Source organism: Streptomyces sp. NPDC050743 (genome assembly GCF_044456925.1).
Lineage (GTDB): Bacteria > Actinomycetota > Actinomycetes > Streptomycetales > Streptomycetaceae > Streptomyces.
Genome location: NZ_JBITGJ010000021.1, coordinates 101,772 through 118,350, shown reverse-complemented (window position 1 = coordinate 118,350; position 16,579 = coordinate 101,772). Strand labels below are relative to the sequence as shown.

Annotated in this window: 15 protein-coding genes; 6 read left to right on the top strand and 9 right to left on the bottom strand. The window is 74.0% G+C overall.

The annotated features are described in order from the left end of the window. Window positions 1-16: 16 nt before the first annotated feature. Window positions 17-1,453: an aldehyde dehydrogenase family protein gene (locus tag ACIBJF_RS21720; RefSeq protein ID WP_399175811.1), complete on the bottom strand. Its 1,437-nt coding sequence runs from the start codon at window positions 1,451-1,453 to the stop codon at window positions 17-19. Between the two features lie 119 nt (window positions 1,454-1,572). Further along, window positions 1,573-2,586: a LacI family DNA-binding transcriptional regulator gene (locus ACIBJF_RS21715; RefSeq protein ID WP_399175810.1), complete on the bottom strand. Its 1,014-nt coding sequence runs from the start codon at window positions 2,584-2,586 to the stop codon at window positions 1,573-1,575. A 136-nt stretch (window positions 2,587-2,722) separates the two neighbouring features. On the opposite strand from ACIBJF_RS21715, the gene ACIBJF_RS21710 reads away from it, so the two are divergent. After that, window positions 2,723-3,385 carry a TetR/AcrR family transcriptional regulator gene (locus ACIBJF_RS21710; RefSeq protein WP_399175808.1) on the top strand — a complete coding sequence of 221 codons (663 nt, stop codon included), beginning with the start codon at window positions 2,723-2,725 and terminating at the stop codon, window positions 3,383-3,385. An 18-nt stretch (window positions 3,386-3,403) separates the two neighbouring features. Continuing rightward, window positions 3,404-4,549 (top strand): FAD-dependent oxidoreductase, encoded by a 1,146-nt coding sequence (locus ACIBJF_RS21705; protein WP_399175806.1) that lies wholly within the window; start codon window positions 3,404-3,406, stop codon window positions 4,547-4,549. Window positions 4,550-5,206: 657 nt separating this feature from the next. On the opposite strand, the gene ACIBJF_RS21700 is transcribed toward ACIBJF_RS21705, so the two are convergent. Next, the gene (locus ACIBJF_RS21700; RefSeq protein ID WP_399175804.1) at window positions 5,207-5,887 is read right to left on the bottom strand and encodes a TetR/AcrR family transcriptional regulator; all 681 of its coding nucleotides are present in this window, start codon (window positions 5,885-5,887) and stop codon (window positions 5,207-5,209) included. A 100-nt stretch (window positions 5,888-5,987) separates the two neighbouring features. Here ACIBJF_RS21700 and ACIBJF_RS21695 point away from each other — a divergent pair, with 100 nt between their 5' ends. After that, window positions 5,988-6,551 (top strand): NADPH-dependent FMN reductase, encoded by a 564-nt coding sequence (locus tag ACIBJF_RS21695; protein WP_399175802.1) that lies wholly within the window; start codon window positions 5,988-5,990, stop codon window positions 6,549-6,551. An 88-nt stretch (window positions 6,552-6,639) separates the two neighbouring features. Here the strand turns inward: ACIBJF_RS21695 and ACIBJF_RS21690 are convergent, their stop codons facing one another. Continuing rightward, window positions 6,640-7,521, bottom strand: a complete 882-nt coding sequence (locus ACIBJF_RS21690; protein ID WP_399175801.1) for an LLM class F420-dependent oxidoreductase — start codon at window positions 7,519-7,521, stop codon at window positions 6,640-6,642. A gap of 68 nt (window positions 7,522-7,589) precedes the next feature. Next, on the bottom strand, window positions 7,590-8,585 hold the full coding sequence (locus ACIBJF_RS21685; RefSeq protein WP_399175799.1) for a metalloregulator ArsR/SmtB family transcription factor: 996 nt from the start codon (window positions 8,583-8,585) through the stop codon (window positions 7,590-7,592). A gap of 56 nt (window positions 8,586-8,641) precedes the next feature. On the opposite strand from ACIBJF_RS21685, the gene ACIBJF_RS21680 reads away from it, so the two are divergent. Then, on the top strand, window positions 8,642-9,916 hold the full coding sequence (locus ACIBJF_RS21680) for an MFS transporter (protein ID WP_399175797.1): 1,275 nt from the start codon (window positions 8,642-8,644) through the stop codon (window positions 9,914-9,916). Window positions 9,917-10,023: 107 nt separating this feature from the next. Continuing rightward, a complete protein-coding gene (locus ACIBJF_RS21675; protein ID WP_399175795.1) occupies window positions 10,024-11,445 on the top strand; it encodes an amidase in 1,422 nt (473 codons plus the stop codon). A 102-nt stretch (window positions 11,446-11,547) separates the two neighbouring features. Here ACIBJF_RS21675 and ACIBJF_RS21670 read toward each other — a convergent pair whose 3' ends face one another. Then, window positions 11,548-13,029: an MDR family MFS transporter gene (locus ACIBJF_RS21670; protein WP_399175793.1), complete on the bottom strand. Its 1,482-nt coding sequence runs from the start codon at window positions 13,027-13,029 to the stop codon at window positions 11,548-11,550. A 92-nt stretch (window positions 13,030-13,121) separates the two neighbouring features. Here ACIBJF_RS21670 and ACIBJF_RS21665 point away from each other — a divergent pair, with 92 nt between their 5' ends. Next, window positions 13,122-13,691, top strand: coding sequence for a TetR/AcrR family transcriptional regulator (locus ACIBJF_RS21665; protein ID WP_399175792.1), 570 nt, complete (start codon window positions 13,122-13,124; stop codon window positions 13,689-13,691). A 17-nt stretch (window positions 13,692-13,708) separates the two neighbouring features. Here the strand turns inward: ACIBJF_RS21665 and ACIBJF_RS21660 are convergent, their stop codons facing one another. The 3 genes from ACIBJF_RS21660 to ACIBJF_RS21650 all read right to left on the bottom strand — a co-directional run bounded on the left by ACIBJF_RS21660 (window position 13,709) and on the right by ACIBJF_RS21650 (window position 16,519). Further along, a complete protein-coding gene (locus tag ACIBJF_RS21660; RefSeq protein ID WP_399175790.1) occupies window positions 13,709-15,292 on the bottom strand; it encodes a hypothetical protein in 1,584 nt (527 codons plus the stop codon). 62 nt (window positions 15,293-15,354) lie between these two features. After that, window positions 15,355-15,783 (bottom strand): hypothetical protein, encoded by a 429-nt coding sequence (locus tag ACIBJF_RS21655; protein ID WP_399175789.1) that lies wholly within the window; start codon window positions 15,781-15,783, stop codon window positions 15,355-15,357. A gap of 64 nt (window positions 15,784-15,847) precedes the next feature. Beyond that, entirely contained in the window at window positions 15,848-16,519 is a 672-nt protein-coding gene (locus tag ACIBJF_RS21650; protein WP_399175787.1) for a helix-turn-helix transcriptional regulator, read from the bottom strand. Window positions 16,520-16,579 lie beyond the last annotated feature (60 nt).

Here is a 16,579-nt window from a genome sequence, read left to right as displayed (position 1 = left end):
CCGGGTACGGCCGCCCCTAGAAGGGGTACGGCGCCACGTCGCCGCGTACGGTCGTCCACCGCAGCTCGGTGAAGGCCTCCAGGTTCGCCTCGCCGCCGAAGCGGGCGCCGGTGCCGGACGCGGCGACGCCGCCGAAGGGGGCCACCGCCTCGTCGTTCACGGTCTGGTCGTTGACGTGGACGATGCCGGTGGGGATCCGCTCGGCGAGGTCGAGGGCCCGGGCGGTGTCCCGGCTGACGATGCCGAGGGAGAGGCCGTAGGGGGTGTCCGCGGCGAGCGCCGCCGCCTCGTCGGCGGTGGTGAAGGAGCGGACCGGTGCGACCGGGCCGAAGACCTCCTCGGCGTAGGCCGGGGTGTGGTCACCGGCGTCGGCCAGTACGGTCGGCCGGTAGAAGAGCTGTTCATGGGTGCCGCCCGCGGCGAGTTTCGCGCCGCGGGCGGTGCTCGTGCGCACCAGGCCGTCGATCTTCGCGAGCTGTCCCGCGTCGATGACCGGGCCGAGGTGGACCTGCTCGCGGTGGGGGTCGCCGACGGCCAGCGAGTCGGCCTTGGCGGCGAGCCGTTCTACGTACTCGTCGTACAGCGAGGCGTGCACGAGATGGCGTCCGGTCGTCATGCAGATCTGGCCCTGGTGGAAGAACGAGCCCCAGGCGGCCGTGGAGATCACGGCGTCGAGGTCGGCGTCCTCCAGCACGATCAGGGCCGAGTTACCGCCGAGTTCGAGGTGGGCCCGCTTCAGGTGGCGGCCGGCCGCCTCGCCGACGGCGCGGCCCGCCGCGGTGGATCCGGTGAAGGAGATGACGGGGACGAGCGGATCCTCCACCAGCGCCCGGCCCGTCTCCGCGCCGCCGGGCAGCACCCGCAGCAGGTCCTCGGGCAGGCCGGCCGCCGCGAGGACGGCGGCGAGGGCGAGGCCGCCGCAGACGGCGGTGCGCGGATCCGGCTTGAGGACCACGGCGTTGCCGAGCGCGAGGGCCGGCGCGACGGAGCGGATGGACAGGATCAGCGGCGCGTTGAACGGGGAGATCACGCCCACGACGCCGACCGGGACCCGGCGGGTGTACGACAGCCGGGGGGCCTCGCTGGGCAGCACCTGGCCGGTCGGACGGGAGGCGAGGGCGGCGGCCTCGTAGCACTCCTGGGCGGCCACGTGGAGCTCGAAGTCGGCCTTGCCCGGGATGGATCCGGACTCGCGCACCAGCCACTCGCGCAATTCGTCGGCGTGCTCGGTGAACAGGTCCCCCGCCCTGCGCAGCACCCGGGCCCGCTCGAAGTGCGGCGTGCGGGCCCAGCCAGCCTGGGCGGCGCGGGCCGCCTGCGCCGCGCGTGCGACGTCCTCGGGGGCGGCGAGGGTGACGGTGCCGAGCGCGTCGCCGGTGGCGGGCTCGGTGACGGTGTGGGCGGGTCCGGCAAGGCTGCGGTCCTGCCAGGTCTTCGGGTCGAGCAGCGGCATACGGCTCTCCGATCGATCGCCGGGCGGTACGGAACTCCTGCCCCGACGCTACTTGGTTGAGCGTGAAACTACATCGCGGACACGGGGATCCGGAAGCCGGGCGACGGCCGAGGAGCGGGTCAGCTGGACTCGCGCCGGATCACCGAGGCGCCCAGGACCTTGTGCGCCTCCGGCTCGGCACCGGGGTCACGGACCGCCCGGTCGACCAGTTCGGCGAGGTCGCGGCCCGAGGGCAGTTCGATGTGCACCGTGCTGAGGCGGGGCCGCAGCAGCCGGCCGAGCATCAGGTCGTCGGCGCCGATCACCGCCACGTCCTCGGGGACGCGCACACCGGCGTCCTGCAGGGCACGCATCAGGAGCATGGCGTACTCGTCGTTGTAGGCGAACACCGCGTCCAGCCCCGACTCCCGCCATCCTTCGGCGAGTCGGGCGGCGGATTCCTCCGTGTACGCGAGCGGGAGCTCCGTGACGGCGGCGTCCTTGCCGCGCAGCGCCTGACGCACACCGGCGAGCCTGGGCCGGGAGTAGGCCTCCAGGCCGGACTCCTCGGGCACCACGACACCGATCCGCCGCCGTCCCCGGGCGTACAGATGGGCGCCCGCACACTCACCGACGGCGTCGTGGTCCATGAGCAGGGCGTGCGCGCCGTCGACGCGTCCGGGGCCGAGGGTGACCACGGCCCGGGCGCCGGAGCGCTTGAGGATCCCGACGCCCTGCGGGCCGAGTCCCGCGCCGGGCACCAGGACGGCGACCGGCCGCAACTCCGCCCAGGCACGGGCGGCTTCGTCGCCCTGGAGGCCGACGGTGCCGTACTGCACGACGGTGTAGTCGAGCCCGCCCAGCTCCCGCTGCAGCTCGCCGAGGAACCGGCTGTAGAGGGGGCCCACCGGGATCGCCGGGGCGGGCATGAGGACCATACGGCTGTGTCCGGCGCGCAGGCTGCGGGCGGCGGCGTGGGGGACGTACCCCAGTTCCCGCGCGGCCTCGCGCACGCGGCGGCGCGTCGGTTCGCTGATCCGTACGGCGCTGGTGTTGTTGAGGACGTAGGACACGGTCGCGCGCGAGACGCCCGCCAGGCGGGCCACATCGGCACTCGTGGGCGTGTTCGGTATCTGCACCATGACAGACCGCATCTTGGCAGAGGGGCCGGGGCCGGGAGGCGGCGGGGCGACGTGGTTCACGGTTCGACGAAATCAGCAGCGACAGCGTGTGTGCGAACGCGTTCGTCACGAACTTGTTCGCGACGAACATGTTCGTTACGGTGGTCGCATGACCGCTTCTCCCCGTTCCCGCCGTGAGCGTCCCGCCAAGCCCGCCCTGACGCGGGAGGGCATCGTCGCCGCCGCCGTCGCGATCCTGCGCGCGGAAGGACTGCGCAAGGTGACCATGCGGCGGCTGGCACAGGAACTCGACACCGGTCCGGCCTCGCTGTACGTCTACGTCCGCAACACCGACGAGCTGCACGCGGCCGTCCTGGACGAGCTGCTCGGCACGGTCGGTCCGGTCCCGGCCGAGGGCGGCTGGCGGGAGCGGCTGGAGAAGGTGCTGACCGACTACACCGCGATGCTGCTGGAGCATCCGAGCCTGGCCCGCTCGGCACTGACCGCGTGGCCGAGCGGCCCCAACTATCTGCGGCTCATCGAGACCCTGCTGGAGCTGCTCCAGTCGGGCGGGGTGCCGCGGGCACAGGCCGCGTGGGGCGTCGACCTGCTGCTGCAGCACGCCACCGCGACCGCCGCCGAGCACGCCGGGGAGGACTCCCCGGGCGCGTTGCAGGCGCTGGCCGGCGCCCTGCGCGAGGCGCCGTCCGACACCTATCCGCACATCGCCGCGAGCGCCGGGGCACTGCTCTCCGGCGCGCCCGGGGCCCGCCTCTCGTGGGCCTTCCAGACCCTGCTCAACGGCATCGAGCGCACCGCCGTACCCGACTGACCCGGCCAGGAGGCCCCCATGACCACCAGCCATCCCCACCACCCGATCGCCGTCGTCGGCGCGGGCCTCGGCGGGCTCGCGCTCGCCCGCGTTCTGCACGTGCACGGCATGGATGCCGCCCTGTTCGACCTGGACCCCGCGCCGAGCGCCCGGACCCAGGGCGGCATGCTCGACATCCACGACGACTCCGGCCAGGAGGCGCTGCGGGCGGCCGGGCTGCACGAGGAGTTCCTGAAGCTGGTCCATCCCGGCGGCCAGGCCCTGCGCGTCCTGGACCGGCACGCCACCGTGCGGCTCGCCGAGGAGGACGACGACTCCGGCGGCCGGCCCGAGATCGACCGCGGCGACCTGCGCGAGCTGCTGCTCGGCTCGCTGCCCGAGGGCACGGTCCGCTGGGGCGCCAAGGTCACCGGCGCCCGCCCGCTGGGCGAGGGCCGGCACGAGGTCGCGCTGGCCGACGGCACCGTGTTCACCACCGACCTGCTGGTCGGCGCGGACGGCGCGTGGTCCCGCGTCCGCCCGCTCCTCTCCCCTGCCCGGCCCGCGTACACGGGGGTGTCCTTCGTCGAGGCCGACCTGCTGGAGGCGGATCGGCGCCACCCGGAGAGCGCGGCGGTCGTCGGCGGCGGGATGCTCTTCGCGCTCGGCGCGGGCCGGGGCTTCCTCGGGCACCGTGAGACCGACGGCAGTCTGCACGTGTACGCGGCCGTCGAGGCGCCGGAGGACTGGCTGGACGGCATCGACTTCGGCGACACGGAGGCGGCGAAGGCGGCGGTGCTGAAGGAGTTCGACGGCTGGGCCGAGCACCTGCGGGGCCTGGTCGCCGACGCGGACGGGCCGCTGGTGCCCCGGCGGATCCACGCGCTGCCGGTCGGCCACCGCTGGGACCGGGTGCCCGGGGTCACCCTGCTCGGGGACGCGGCCCATCTGATGTCCCCCTTCGCGGGCGAGGGCGCCAACCTGGCCCTGCTCGACGGCGCCGAACTGGGCCGCGCCCTGGCCGCCCACCCCGACGACACCGAGACCGCGCTGACCGCCTACGAGGACCGCATGTTCCCGCGCGCCGAGACATCCGCAGCGGAGTCGGCGCAGAACACCGCACTGCTGTTCCGCACGGACGCACCACAGGGGCTGCTCGACATGTTCACGGGCCTGAGCGGCTGAGAGACGCTCGAACGGGGGCCCATGCGGGGGGCGGCTCGGCGCTCAGCGGCGTGACCGGAGGTGGCCAAGCCGACGCTCGACGAGGCGGCTGGGGCGGCCGAGCCCGGCACCCTGCGCTAGGGCGCGAGATGGCGAAGCCGACGCTGGGCGGGAAGGCCATGAAGTCGCCAAAGCCCGGCACTCGGTGGCAGGCCGGGGGACGGCCGGACCGGCGCTCGGCGAGGCGACCATGGGTGGCCAAGCCGGGACTCAGCAGACGGCCGCGCGCGGATCGCCGGCCGGGGCTCGCCCGCTACCGCACGAGGCCCAAGCCCACACTCGACGGGGCGGCGGACGCCGATCGTCGGCCCGGGAGTCGGCCCAGGGGCCACTTGCCGGCCAAGCCAAGCCCCCGCACCCAACAGCGCGACCGCGCGCGAATCGCCGGCCAGGCCTCGGCAGGGCGATCGCCCCATCGTCCGAACCGGCGCTCCGCGAAGCGACCGCGTGCGGTCCGCCCGGTGCAGGGCTCGGCCGGGCTGGCGCACGTCGCCCGACCGGCGCTCCGCGAAGCGACCGAGTGCGGTCCGCCGGGTGCAGGGCTCGGCCGGGCTGGCGCACGTCGCCCAGCGGCCGCGCTCGGCGGGCGTTGTCGTCGGGTGGGGGCGTCGGACCGGGTCAGTCGGGTGGGCGGGTGCCGGTTACTCGGGCGACCAGGTCGATCCAGCCGGCCTCCAGTCGGGCCATGGGCATGCCGCACTGCTTGGTCTGGTGGTGGATCAGTGCCGGGTCGAGGGAGTTGAGCAGGGTCTGGGACAGCAGTTCGCAGTCGGCGTCCGGCACGATCTGCCGCAGCAGCATCGTGACGTGCGTACGCAGCGCGGTGACCGCCGGGTGGGAGAACCGGCGGGTGGGTTCCGGCTGCGCGGCCAGCTGCAGGTCGAGCCGCTCGACCGAGCGGTACAGCACCGCCACGCCGAACGCCCGCAGCCGGTCCAGCGGCGGTGCTCCGGGCCCCAGCGGCGGCGGCCCGCCCAGAAAGTCGGCCTGCAGCTGCCGGTCCGAGTGGTCCAGCAGGGCCATCAGCAGACCCGTCCGGTCGCCGAAGCGGCGGAAGACCGTTCCCTTGCCCACCTGGGCCGCCGCGGCGACCGCCTCCATGGTGACCCCCGCCACTCCGTGTTCCGCGATCAGCCGGGCGGCGGCCTCCAGCAGCCGGGCCCGGTTGCGCGCCGCGTCGGCACGCAGGCACGGCTCCTCGGGCCCCATGCCGACCTCAATCAACTGAAGGGCGTCAAGGGGCTCTTGAGGTGGCGGGAACGGCGGCAGCGCGCTTGACATGAAGACAGCGTAAAGCATGGGGAACAAAACTGGACCACGGTCCGATTACAGTGGTACAAAGGCTAAGCGGACCTCGGTCCGGATCGTAACGGCGATGTTTCAGCCCCTTGGAGTTCCCATGTCTGTTCGCATCCTCGCGCTCGTCGGCAGCCTTCGCGCCGGTTCGACCAACCGCCAGCTCGCCGAGGCCGCTGTCAAGCTCGCTCCCGAGGGCGCCGAGGTCGAGGTGTTCGAGGGCCTGGCCGACGTCCCCTTCTACAACGAGGACATCGACGTCGAGGGCAGCGTGCCGGCCACCGCCGCCAAGCTGCGCGAGGCCGCGCAGGCCGCCGACGCCTTCCTGCTCTTCTCCCCCGAGTACAACGGCACCATCCCGGCCGTCCTGAAGAACGCCATCGACTGGCTGTCCCGCCCGTACGGCGCCGGCGCCTTCGGCGGCAAGCCGGTCGCCGTGATCGGCACCGCGTTCGGCCAGTACGGCGGCGTGTGGGCGCAGGACGAGGCCCGCAAGGCCGTGGGCATCGCCGGCGGCAAGGTGATCGAGGACATCAAGCTGTCCATCTCGGGCTCCCTGACCCGCTTCGCCGAGACCCACCCGGTCGACGACGCCGAGGTCGCCGCCCAGCTGACCGAGGTCGTCGCCCGTCTGCACGGCAACGTGGGCGAGGTCGCGGCCGCCTGAGCCGTAAGCGCGCACCGCGAAGGGGCCGGATCCGTCCGGCCCCTTTTCGCGTCCGCGTCACCCGGTCGGCGTTCGGCGTTCGCGTGGCTCAGTCGAGGCCCGCCAGTCGCTCCACCGCCGGGGCCGCGAAGCGCTCCATCCACGCGGAGGTCGCGCCGAGCCGCGGGCAGAGGATCACCGTGTCGATGCCGAGCTTGGTGTAGCCCTCCACGTCCCGCAGGAAGCCGTCGAGGTCGCCCGTGGTGGCGGGTTCGCCGGTGTAGGCGACGGTCTTGCGGATGGTGTCGTAGTCCCGTCCGGCGCTCTCGCAGTGGCCGCGCAGCACTTCCAGCTTGTGGCGCAGTTCCTCGGCCGAGGACGGGATGAGGTTGCAGGCGTCGGCGTACCGGGCCACCAGGCGCAGGGTCTTCTTCTCTCCCCCGCCGCCGATCATGATCTCCGGGTGCGGGGTGCTCACCGGCGCGGGGACGCACAAGGTCTCCGCCAGCCGGTAGTGCCGGCCCTCGAACGGGCCGTTGTCCTCCGGGTCCCACATCTGCAGACAGATCCGCAGCGTCTCCTCCAGCCGCTCGAAACGCTCCGCGAGCGGCGGGTACGGCACACCGAGGCCATGGTGCTCACGGTCGTACCAGGCGGCCCCGATGCCCAGGGTCGCCCGGCCGCCGGACAGGACGTCGAGCGTGGTGGCGATCTTCGCGAGCAGTCCGGGACGGCGGTACGTCACCCCCGTCACCAGGGCGCCGAGCCGCACGGTGGAGGTGTGGGCGGCGAGGTAGCCGAGCGTGGTGTAGGCCTCCAGCATGGGGGCCTCGGCGCCGCCGTTGAACTCCATCTGGAAATAGTGGTCCATGACCGACAGCCAGCTCACCCCTGCCACCTCGGCGGCGGCCCCGGCGGCGGCGAGTTCGGCGCCGAGCGCGGGCCCGCCCCCGGGATGGTCGAACCGGTTGATGTGTACACCCACGCGCATGGTCGTCTCCGTCCGTCCGGACCCGTTGGTCGAGGCCACCGACGCTAGGTGCTGGAGCGCTCTCGAAGTCAACGGCGCACAGGAGACCCGCCGGACACCAGCCGCTCGGCCAGCGCGCTGCGCCGGTACAGCACCCGGCGGCCGTCCCGGGCGCGGGTCACCAGGCCCGTGGCGTCCAGTACCCGCAGGTGCTGGGAGACGGCGCTCGGGGTCACGCCGAGCCGGCGGGCGAGTTCCACCGTGGGCAGGGGTTCGGCGAGCAGTCGCAGCAAGGTGGTGCGGGGTGCGCCGAGCAGGGCGGTGAGCGCGGAGGCGTCGGGCGCGGGTTCCGGTTCCCACAGGGTGGCGGTGCCCCGGCCCGGGTAGGCGAGCATCGGTGGCGCGTCGGCGCTGATCGGGGGCGCCGGCTTGTACGCGAACACCGAGGGGACGAGCCGCAGCCCCCGTCCGGCGCCGTCGACCGCGTGCCGGCCGATCATCTTGTCGATGGTCAGGACGCCGTCCCGCCAGCCGAGGTTGGGATGCAGACCGGAGAACAGCGACCGGGCACCGCCGGTGGCCAGCAGGCCCGCGCGGTGCGTGATGTCGGCCTCCAGCACGAGCCTGATCCGGGGCCAGTGGGGCAGCAGGGCGGTCTGCCAGTACCGGTGCAGCACCGAGCAGAGGGCGTCGAGGAGTTCGAGGGCAGGGCCGTCACCGGGCGCGGTGGCCGGCCGCAGCGCGCCGGGGAGCGGACGCGGGGCATGCGCGGCGCGCAGGTCGCGTCGTACGACGTCCGGGGGCGTGGCCCGTACGACGGTCAACTCCTCGTCCAGCGTGGGGGCGTAGCCGGTGGGGCGGGGCGTCAGGAAGTCGGGCAGGGCGAGGGCGGGACCGACCAGGGCCGCCAGCAGGGGCAGATCGGCGGGGTCGAGGGCGGCGAGCACGGTGCGGCGCCAGTCGCGGTGCAGGGGGTGCAGGGCGGGGGCCCGCAGGACGCGCAGGCTCTCCATCAGCTCGCCGAGCGGCGAGATCGCGAACCGGGTGTCGGCGAGGTCGTCGACGCCGAGCCGGAAGCTGATCATTTAGCCCCCGGCTACATCCTTCGCCAACCGCCCGCGCGGGGCGTGGACTTCGGCACATGACGGATCACCACACCGGGCAGCGTACCCCGCGGCTCGTCGCGCTGCTGGCGCTGGCCTGCGGGGTCGCGGTCGGCAATGTGTACTTCCCGCAGGCCGTCGCCCCGCTGGTGGCGGCGGGCCTCGGCACCTCTCCCGGCACGGCGGCGGGGGTGGTGACCGCGACCCAGTTCGGGTACGCAGCCGGCATCTTCCTGCTCGTCCCGCTCGGCGACCGGCTGCCGCCCCGCCCGTTGCTGGTCACCCTGCTCACCGTGACCGGGCTCGGCCTGTGCGCCGCTGCCGCCGCGCCCGCGCTGCCGCCGCTGCTCGTGGCGAGCGTGCTGGTCGGCGCGAGCACCGTGATCGCCCCGCTGGCCGGTCCGCTGGCGGCCGGACTCGTCCCGCCACAGCGGCGGGGCGTGGTCGGCGGCACGCTGCTGAGCGGGGCCCTCGCGGGCATGCTGCTGTCCCGCACGGCCGGCGGCGCCCTCGGCGACCGGCTGGGCTGGCGGGCGCCGTACGTCCTGGCGGCGCTGCTCACCCTCGCGGTGGCGCTGCTCCTGGCCCGCGCGCTCCCGGCCACGGCGGCGCCGTCCCGGCAGCGCTACCCGCGCTTGCTGACCGAGCCCGTCCGCCTGCTGTGCGCCGAACCGGCCCTGCGCCGCTCCTCCTTCTACCAGGCGACGGTGTTCGCCGGCTTCTCCGCCGTGTGGACCGGGGTGGCGCTGCTGCTGACGGGCCCGGGGTACGGGCTCGGCGCGGACGCGGTCGGGCTGCTCGCGCTGGTCAACGCGGTGACCATGTTCGTCACGCCGGTCGCGGGCCGGCTGGTGGACCGGCGCGGCGCCGACGTGGTGAACCTGGTGTGCTTCCTGCTGGTCCTCGCGTCCGCGGCGATCCTCGCCCTCGGCGGGCTCGGCGGCGCCCCTGGCCTGCTGTCCCTGGTGGCGGGGACGCTGCTGCTGGACGTCGGCATGCAGTCCGGCATGGTCGCCAACCAGGTGCGGGTCTACGCCCTCGCCGCAAGCGTCCGCAGCCGCCTCAACACCGCCTACATGACCTGCGCCTACCTGGGCGGCGGTCTCGGTTCCTGGCTCGGTTCCCGAGCGTACGCGCGCTACGGCTGGTCCGGGGTGTGCGCCCTGGTCGCGCTGCTGACCGGATCGGCTCTGGTACGGCACCTGGGCGCACGGGCCGGCGGGCGGGCGGCGGTTGCCGGCGGATCAGGAGGGGAGGTGCGTGGGGGTGGTGTTGCGGCAGGGGCCAACCCGTCCTCGCCCAATGGCACCTGACGCCGCCTCGGTTTCGCCGTCCAGCCGGCGAAAGCCGCACGGCTGCTCGGTTGTGAGGTTACCGTTCGGTAGACATCGGTCCCGGAGTCTCCCGGAGGTACCCGCCCATGACGCACGACCGTTCCGCCGGACTCGCCGAGACGCGGCGTGCGCTCGCCGACGGGGAGGTGACCTCCCGTGCGCTGGTGGAGCGGGCGCTGGCCCGGATCGAGGCCACGCAGGGGACGCTGAACGCCTTCCGTATCGTGCGGGCCGAGGCCGCGCTCGCCGAAGCGGACGCCGCCGACCGGGAGTTGGCCGGCGGGGCGCGGCGTCCGCTGCTCGGGGTGCCGGTCGCGGTGAAGGACGACATGGACGTGGCCGGGGAGCCGACCGCGTTCGGCTGCCGGGGCGAGTTCCCGCCGGCCGCCGAGGACGGGGAGGCGGTACGGCGGCTGCGCGCGGCCGGTGCCGTGATCGTCGGCAAGACGAACACCTGTGAGCTGGGGCAGTGGCCGTTCACCGAGGGACCGGCGTTCGGCGACACCCGTAATCCGTGGCATCCCGCGCACACCCCCGGCGGTTCGTCCGGGGGCTCGGCCGCCGCTGTCGCCGCCGGGCTGGTCCCCGCCGCGCTGGGCTCGGACGGCGCCGGCTCGGTGCGCATCCCGGCCTCGTGGACCGGGCTGATCGGCATCAAGCCGCAGCGCGGCCGTATCTCCACCTGGCCGCGCGGCGAGTCCTTCCAGGGCATCACGGTCAACGGCACCCTCGCCCGGACGGTCGCCGACGCGGCCCTGCTGCTGGACGCGGCGAGCGGCAACCACGACCGGGACCCGCACCGGCCACCCGCGCTGACGGTGATGGACGCGGTCGGCCGCGACCCGGGCCGGCTGCGCATCGCCCTGTCCCTGAAGCCTCCGTTCACCGCCGTACCGGCCCGCCTGCACCCGGAAGTCCGCGCCCGGGTCGTCGAACTTGCCGATAAGTTGGGGCAGTTGGGACACGAGGTGGAGGAAGCCGATCCGCCGTACGGGCAGATCGGGCTGACCTTCGTGCCGCGCGCCACCGTCGGCATCGCCGAGTGGGTCCGCGACGCCCCCGACCCGATGCTGCTCGATCCGCGCACCCGGGACGCGGCCCGGCTCGGCCGGCTGCTCGGCGGCGCCCCGCTCAGGACGGCCCGGCGTGCGGAGGCGGTGCTGCACCGGCGGATCGGCCGGTTCTTCGGGCGGTACGACGTGATCCTCGCGCCGACGACAGCCGCTCCCCCGCCCGGGATAGGCGCCCTGTACCGGCTGCGCGGGCTGGCCACGGACCGGGCGATGATCGCCGCCTGCCCGTACGCCTGGCCGTGGAACGTGCTGGGCTGGCCGGGCGTGAACGTGCCCGCCGGGTTCGTCGGCGACGGACTGCCGGTGGGCGCGCAACTGCTCGGACCCGCCCACAGCGAACCGCTGCTGGTGTCCGTCGCGGCCCAGTTGGAGGCGGAGTTGCGCTGGCACGACCGGTGGCCGCCGGAGCCCGCCCCGGCGACGCGGGCCGCCTGACGGCCCTTTCGCAGGCACCCAGGACGGCCCCGGCCTGCGCAGTGCGGTTCGCCGCCGGTCAACTCAACCTCGGCGATGAGCACTTCGCCGCACACGGGGCAACTAGACCTCGACGGCGACTTCGGCTTCGGCGTCGTCGGCGGGGGCCGCCGGCCTGGGGCGGCCGGGCAGGAGCAGGCACAGCGGGATCGCGGCGGCGGTGAAGGCCACCGACCACCAGAACGCGGCGCCGAAGCCGTCGGCCAGGGCGCCCGGGGTGTGGGCGTCGCCGACGGTGTGCTGCAGGATGACGACGAGGACGGCGATGCCCACCGAGCCGCCGATCTGCTGGGCGACGCGGGTGATGATGCTCGCGTCGGCGATCTCCTCGTGCTCCAGGCCGACGTAGGCGGCGCCGGTGGGCGCGATCATGGCGGCGCCCAGGCCGACGCCTCGGACGAGGAGCGCGGCCATGAGCAGGACCTCGCTGGTGTCGGCGGTGACGAAGGCGAACGGCACGGTGGCCGCGGCGACGACGGCGAACGCGGCGACGGCGACCCGGCGCGGGCCGACGCGGTCGGTGTACGTGCCTGCCAGGCCGCGGGCGAGGAGCGCGCCGACGCCCTGCGGGATGAGCAGCAGCCCGGCGCCGAGGGCGTCCTCGCCGCGGACCTGCTGAAAGTACAGCGGCAGCAGCATCATCGCCCCGTACAGGGAGAACCCGCCCAGGAAGAGGAGGGTGGAAGCGGACGCCGTCGCGCGGTGCCGGAACAGCCGCAGGTTGACCAGGGCGCCGCTGGTGCGGGTCAGTGCCCATGCGGTGAAGCCGCCGACCAGGGCGAAGCCGCCGAGCAGCGGGACGAGGACCTTGGCGCCGGTGAAGCCCGCACCGCCCTCGGCCTGGGAGAGGCCGTAGATGAGGGCGGCGACGCCCGGGGAGAGCAGGAGCACGCCGATGACGTCCAGGCGGGCGCGGGGGCCGTCGGGTGCGGGGCGGTCGTCGGGCAGGTTGCGCCGGGCGAGCCCGCCGCCGACGACGCAGAAGGGGATGTTGACGAGGAACATCCAGCGCCAGTCGGCCAGATGCAGGATGAGGCCGCCCATGACCGGGCCGAGGATCGGTCCGAGCGCGGTGGGCACGGTGATGAGGGACATGACCTTGCCGATGTTGCGGCCCTTGGCGGCCTGCATGATCAGCGTGGCCGTGAGCGGCATCATCAGGCCGCCTCCGATGCCCTGGACGACGCGGAAGACGATGAGGCCGGTCGCGTCCCATGCCAGCGCGCTCAGGATCGAGCCGAGCAGGAACACGCCCAGGGACGCGATCCACAGACGTTTGCCGCCCAGCCGTTGCTGGGCCCACCCGGCGAGCGGGATGGTGACGAACACCGCCAGCAGGTAGCCGGTGCTCACCCACTGGATCGTGGACAGCGGGGCATCGAGGTCCTTCGCCAGGTCGTTGAGGGCGACGCTGACGATGGTGGTGTCGAAGACGACGGCGAGGGCGCCCACGACGATGGTGATCGCCGTGCGCCACACGGCGGGGTCCACATGCTCGGGGCCCGCCGCCGCGGGCGCGGGTCCGGTCCGGTTGGAAGTGCTCACGAACAGCCACCTTAAGATAGAGGACTCTTTCTTACGGCGGCCAGAGTAGGGCGCTAAACTAAGATAGGCAAATCTATCTAAGGGAGGGGCGGATGCCCGAGCGACGCCGCGGAGCGGCACTGGAGAAGGCTCTCCTCGACGCGGCCTGGGAAGAGCTCGCGGACAACGGCCACGCGGGGTTCACCATGGACGCCGTCGTCAAGCGCGCGGGCACCAGCCCCCCCGTTCTCTACCGCCGCTGGTCGGACCGCGACGAACTCGTCCGGGCGGCCATCACGCACGCCCTGAGGGAGCACCGCCTCGACACCCCCGACACGGGAAGCCTGCGGGAGGACGTCCTCACCCTGATGCGGGAGATCAACGCCACCCGTGTCCAGCTCATCATTGTCATGAGCGTGCACCTGGCCGCCTACCACCAGGCGACCGGCACGAGCACCGGCGACCTGCGCGACCCCCTGGTGACGGGGCGCAAGGAGGCCCTCGACGTGCTCTTCGACCGCGCCGTCGAACGCGGTGAGATCAAACGGGAGCACCTGCCCGAACGCGTCAAGTCCCTCCCCTTCGACCTGCTGCGCCACGAAATCCTCACGACCTTCGCCCCCGTGCCCGACGACGTCCTCGAAGAGATCGTCGACACGGTCTTCCTCCCCCTGGTCCGCTGACCGCGGCGGCATCCCGGTCAGCCGGCCACCGGGAAGTCCCGGCCCTGTGACGCCAGCAGTCGGTTCATCGTGGCCGGGGCGAGCGCCGGATTCGCGGCGGCCGGGTGGGCGAGTTCCTCGTCGGCGAGGAGGTGTGCCAGCCGGGCCGGCGGGAGGTTCGGGTGCCGGGCGAACGCGGCCCGTACCTGCGGGTCGGGGTCCCCGGTGAGCCGTTCCACGGTGGCGGGCGGGGTCTCGGGGTCCCATGCGGCCAGGGCCCGGACCTGTGGGTCGGCATGGTCGGCGTATGCGGCCAGCCCGGCGCGCGGAAAGTTCGGCCGGGTGGTCAGGCGGGCACGCTCGGGGCCGGTGTACTCCAGGAAGCCGCGCAGCAACAGGGCCGGGGGCGCGTCCGGGTGGTTCTGGGCCAGCAGAACCCGCACGCCGAGGTCGTCGTCGTCCGCCAGGCGGGTCACCAGGTCCGGCGGCAGCGTGCGCTCCTTGGCGGCCTCCCTGCGCAGCAGCGGGTGCCCGGAGAGCGCGTCCAGGCGTACGGCTTCGGGGTCGCGGGGTGTCCTGCCCTCGCCGAAAGCGCCGAATCGGCAGTCCGTCGGGACCGTGTAGTCGATGCGCGCCCGTTCCTCCTCGCTGAAGGACGGGTGGACGGACACGGCCAGCCGTACCCGCGGATCGGGATCCGTGGCGAGCGTACGGCGTTCGTCCGCGTCGAGGTCCGGGTGACGGGCGACGGCCCTGCGGACGTCCGGGTGCGGGTCCGCGACGAGCGCGTGACGTTCGGCGGGCGGGAGATCGGCACGGCGGCCCGCGATCCCCTGCCGTACCTTCGGGTCCGGGTCGGCGGCCAGGAGGACGACCGCATCGCGCGGGAGCGTGGGGTTGCGGGCGATCATCGCCTTGTCGTCCTCGCCGGCCGGCGAGGTCAGGACGCCGTCCACGACGGCGCGGCTGAGCGCCGAGTGCAGCAGCAGGTGGCTGCGGGAGTGACAGGGGCGGTCCGGCAGCTCGCTCTCCACCCACGCCGGATCGTCGTAACGCGCGCATGCCCGCGCCGCCTCGCGGACACGCTCGTCCGGGTCCGCCAGCAGCGCGGCCCGCTCGGCGCCGGACATCGAGGTCCAGCGGAAGACGCCATGGCGACGCGCCTCGGCGACCGGGTGGGCGGGCAGCGCACGGACCAGCTCGGCGGACATCTGCCGGTACAGCGACCAGAGGTGTTCGGCCTCGTACGTGACGAGCATGCGGACCACGGTGGCGTCGGGCAGCGGCCGGGGCCGGTCCGGCTCGGTCGTGCGCGGCCCCTCGGCGAGGTGGGCGCGGACGAACCACTCCGGATCGTCCACCAGTCGCGCCCGCTGGGCCGGGTCGACGTGGGGGTTGACGGCGAAGAAGCCCCGGGTGCGCCGGTCGGGGTGCTCGATCACGGCGTCCACCACGGAGACGGGCAGATCCCGATCCCGGCACAGCACCATCCGTACGGCGAGCGGGGCCGCGGCGAGCAGCCGGAGCAGGACGTCCGGTGGCGCCGACGGGTTGAGGGCGAGCCCGGCGAGCCGGCGCGTGGGCAGATCGGCGTCCTCCCAGATCCGGCCGGGCGTGCGCATGCCTTCCGTCTCCCCCCGTACGCGAACCGCCCTCGCGGGCCCCGGGCGACGACTTTACGCCGTCACACCGTGAGCAGGCCGATTCCCAGGGCGATCAGCGCGATGACCTTCAGGAACTCCAGCCCCACGTACCAGAAGTGGCTGCGGGAGCGGGGCAGTTCCTCCCCGGCGAGGATCCGGTCGGACCGGCGGTTGAGGTAGGGCCGGACGGCGGCCAGCTGGGCGAGGAGCAGCACCGCGACGACCGCGGTCAGCGCCGTGATCCGCACCGGGGCACCGCCCACGGCGACCGCCGCGATGACGACGACGGCCAGCACCGCCTCCACGGCGTTCAGCGCGCGGAAGACCAGCCGGCCTATGCCCAGGCCGACGGGGATGGTCACGCCCGGTGCGCGGAACTTCAGCGGGGCCTCCAGGAAGGAGATCGCCAGCACCATGCCGAGCCAGACGAAGGTGAGAGCGCTCGCGGTGGCGGCGGACGTGACGTTCATGTGCGGGGGCCTTTCTCCGCCGGGAGCGGCGGTGCGGTGCGTGAAGCCGGGAGGGGTGCGTCGGCTAGGCGGCCTTGGTCTCGGCCAAGTGGGCCACGCAGGAGTCGGGTTCGGCGAAGGGCTCCAGGCCGGTGGCCGTCAGCGGGGCGTCCAGCCGGTCCAACGCACCCTGCATCAGGCCCAGATGGAGCGGGCACACCAACTTCCCGTACTCCTCGGCGAGTTCCAGGAACGGGCAGTGCCGCAGCCGGACCCGCCGGGGCGGCCCGCCGGACTCGTCCGCTCCCTCCGCCCGCGGCGCGAAGCCCAACTCACCGAGCAGGGCGAGGAGCGCGGCCACCGAGCGGTCTGCCGTCGGCTCCTCGAACGGGGGCGGCGGCTGCACCAGGTGAGCACCCCACGCCCGGCCCGTCTGAATCGCCTCCTCGCGCGCCGTCGCCGGGTCGGCGGACGCCCACCGGCTGAGCAGGATGCGCGCGAGGAGCCGGTAGTCACGCATGCCGCCGCGGTCCATGCCGGGACGGGCGGTGTAGACGGTGCGGGGCCGGCCGCGCCCCGGGGACGGCTCGGCCCGGCGTTCGACCAGGCCCTCGGCCACCAGGATGTCCAGGTGGAACCGCACCGTGTTGGGGTGGACGCCGATGCGCTCGGCCGTCTCCGCGACGCCGAGCGGCGAGGGTGCGGCGCGCAGTACGTCGAGGACCTCTCGGCGGCGCGGGCTCTCCCGCGTGGTCATCTGCGGACCCCCTCTCCCACCTCTGCCGATTTTTCACGAAGGCTACATGTATTAATTGTA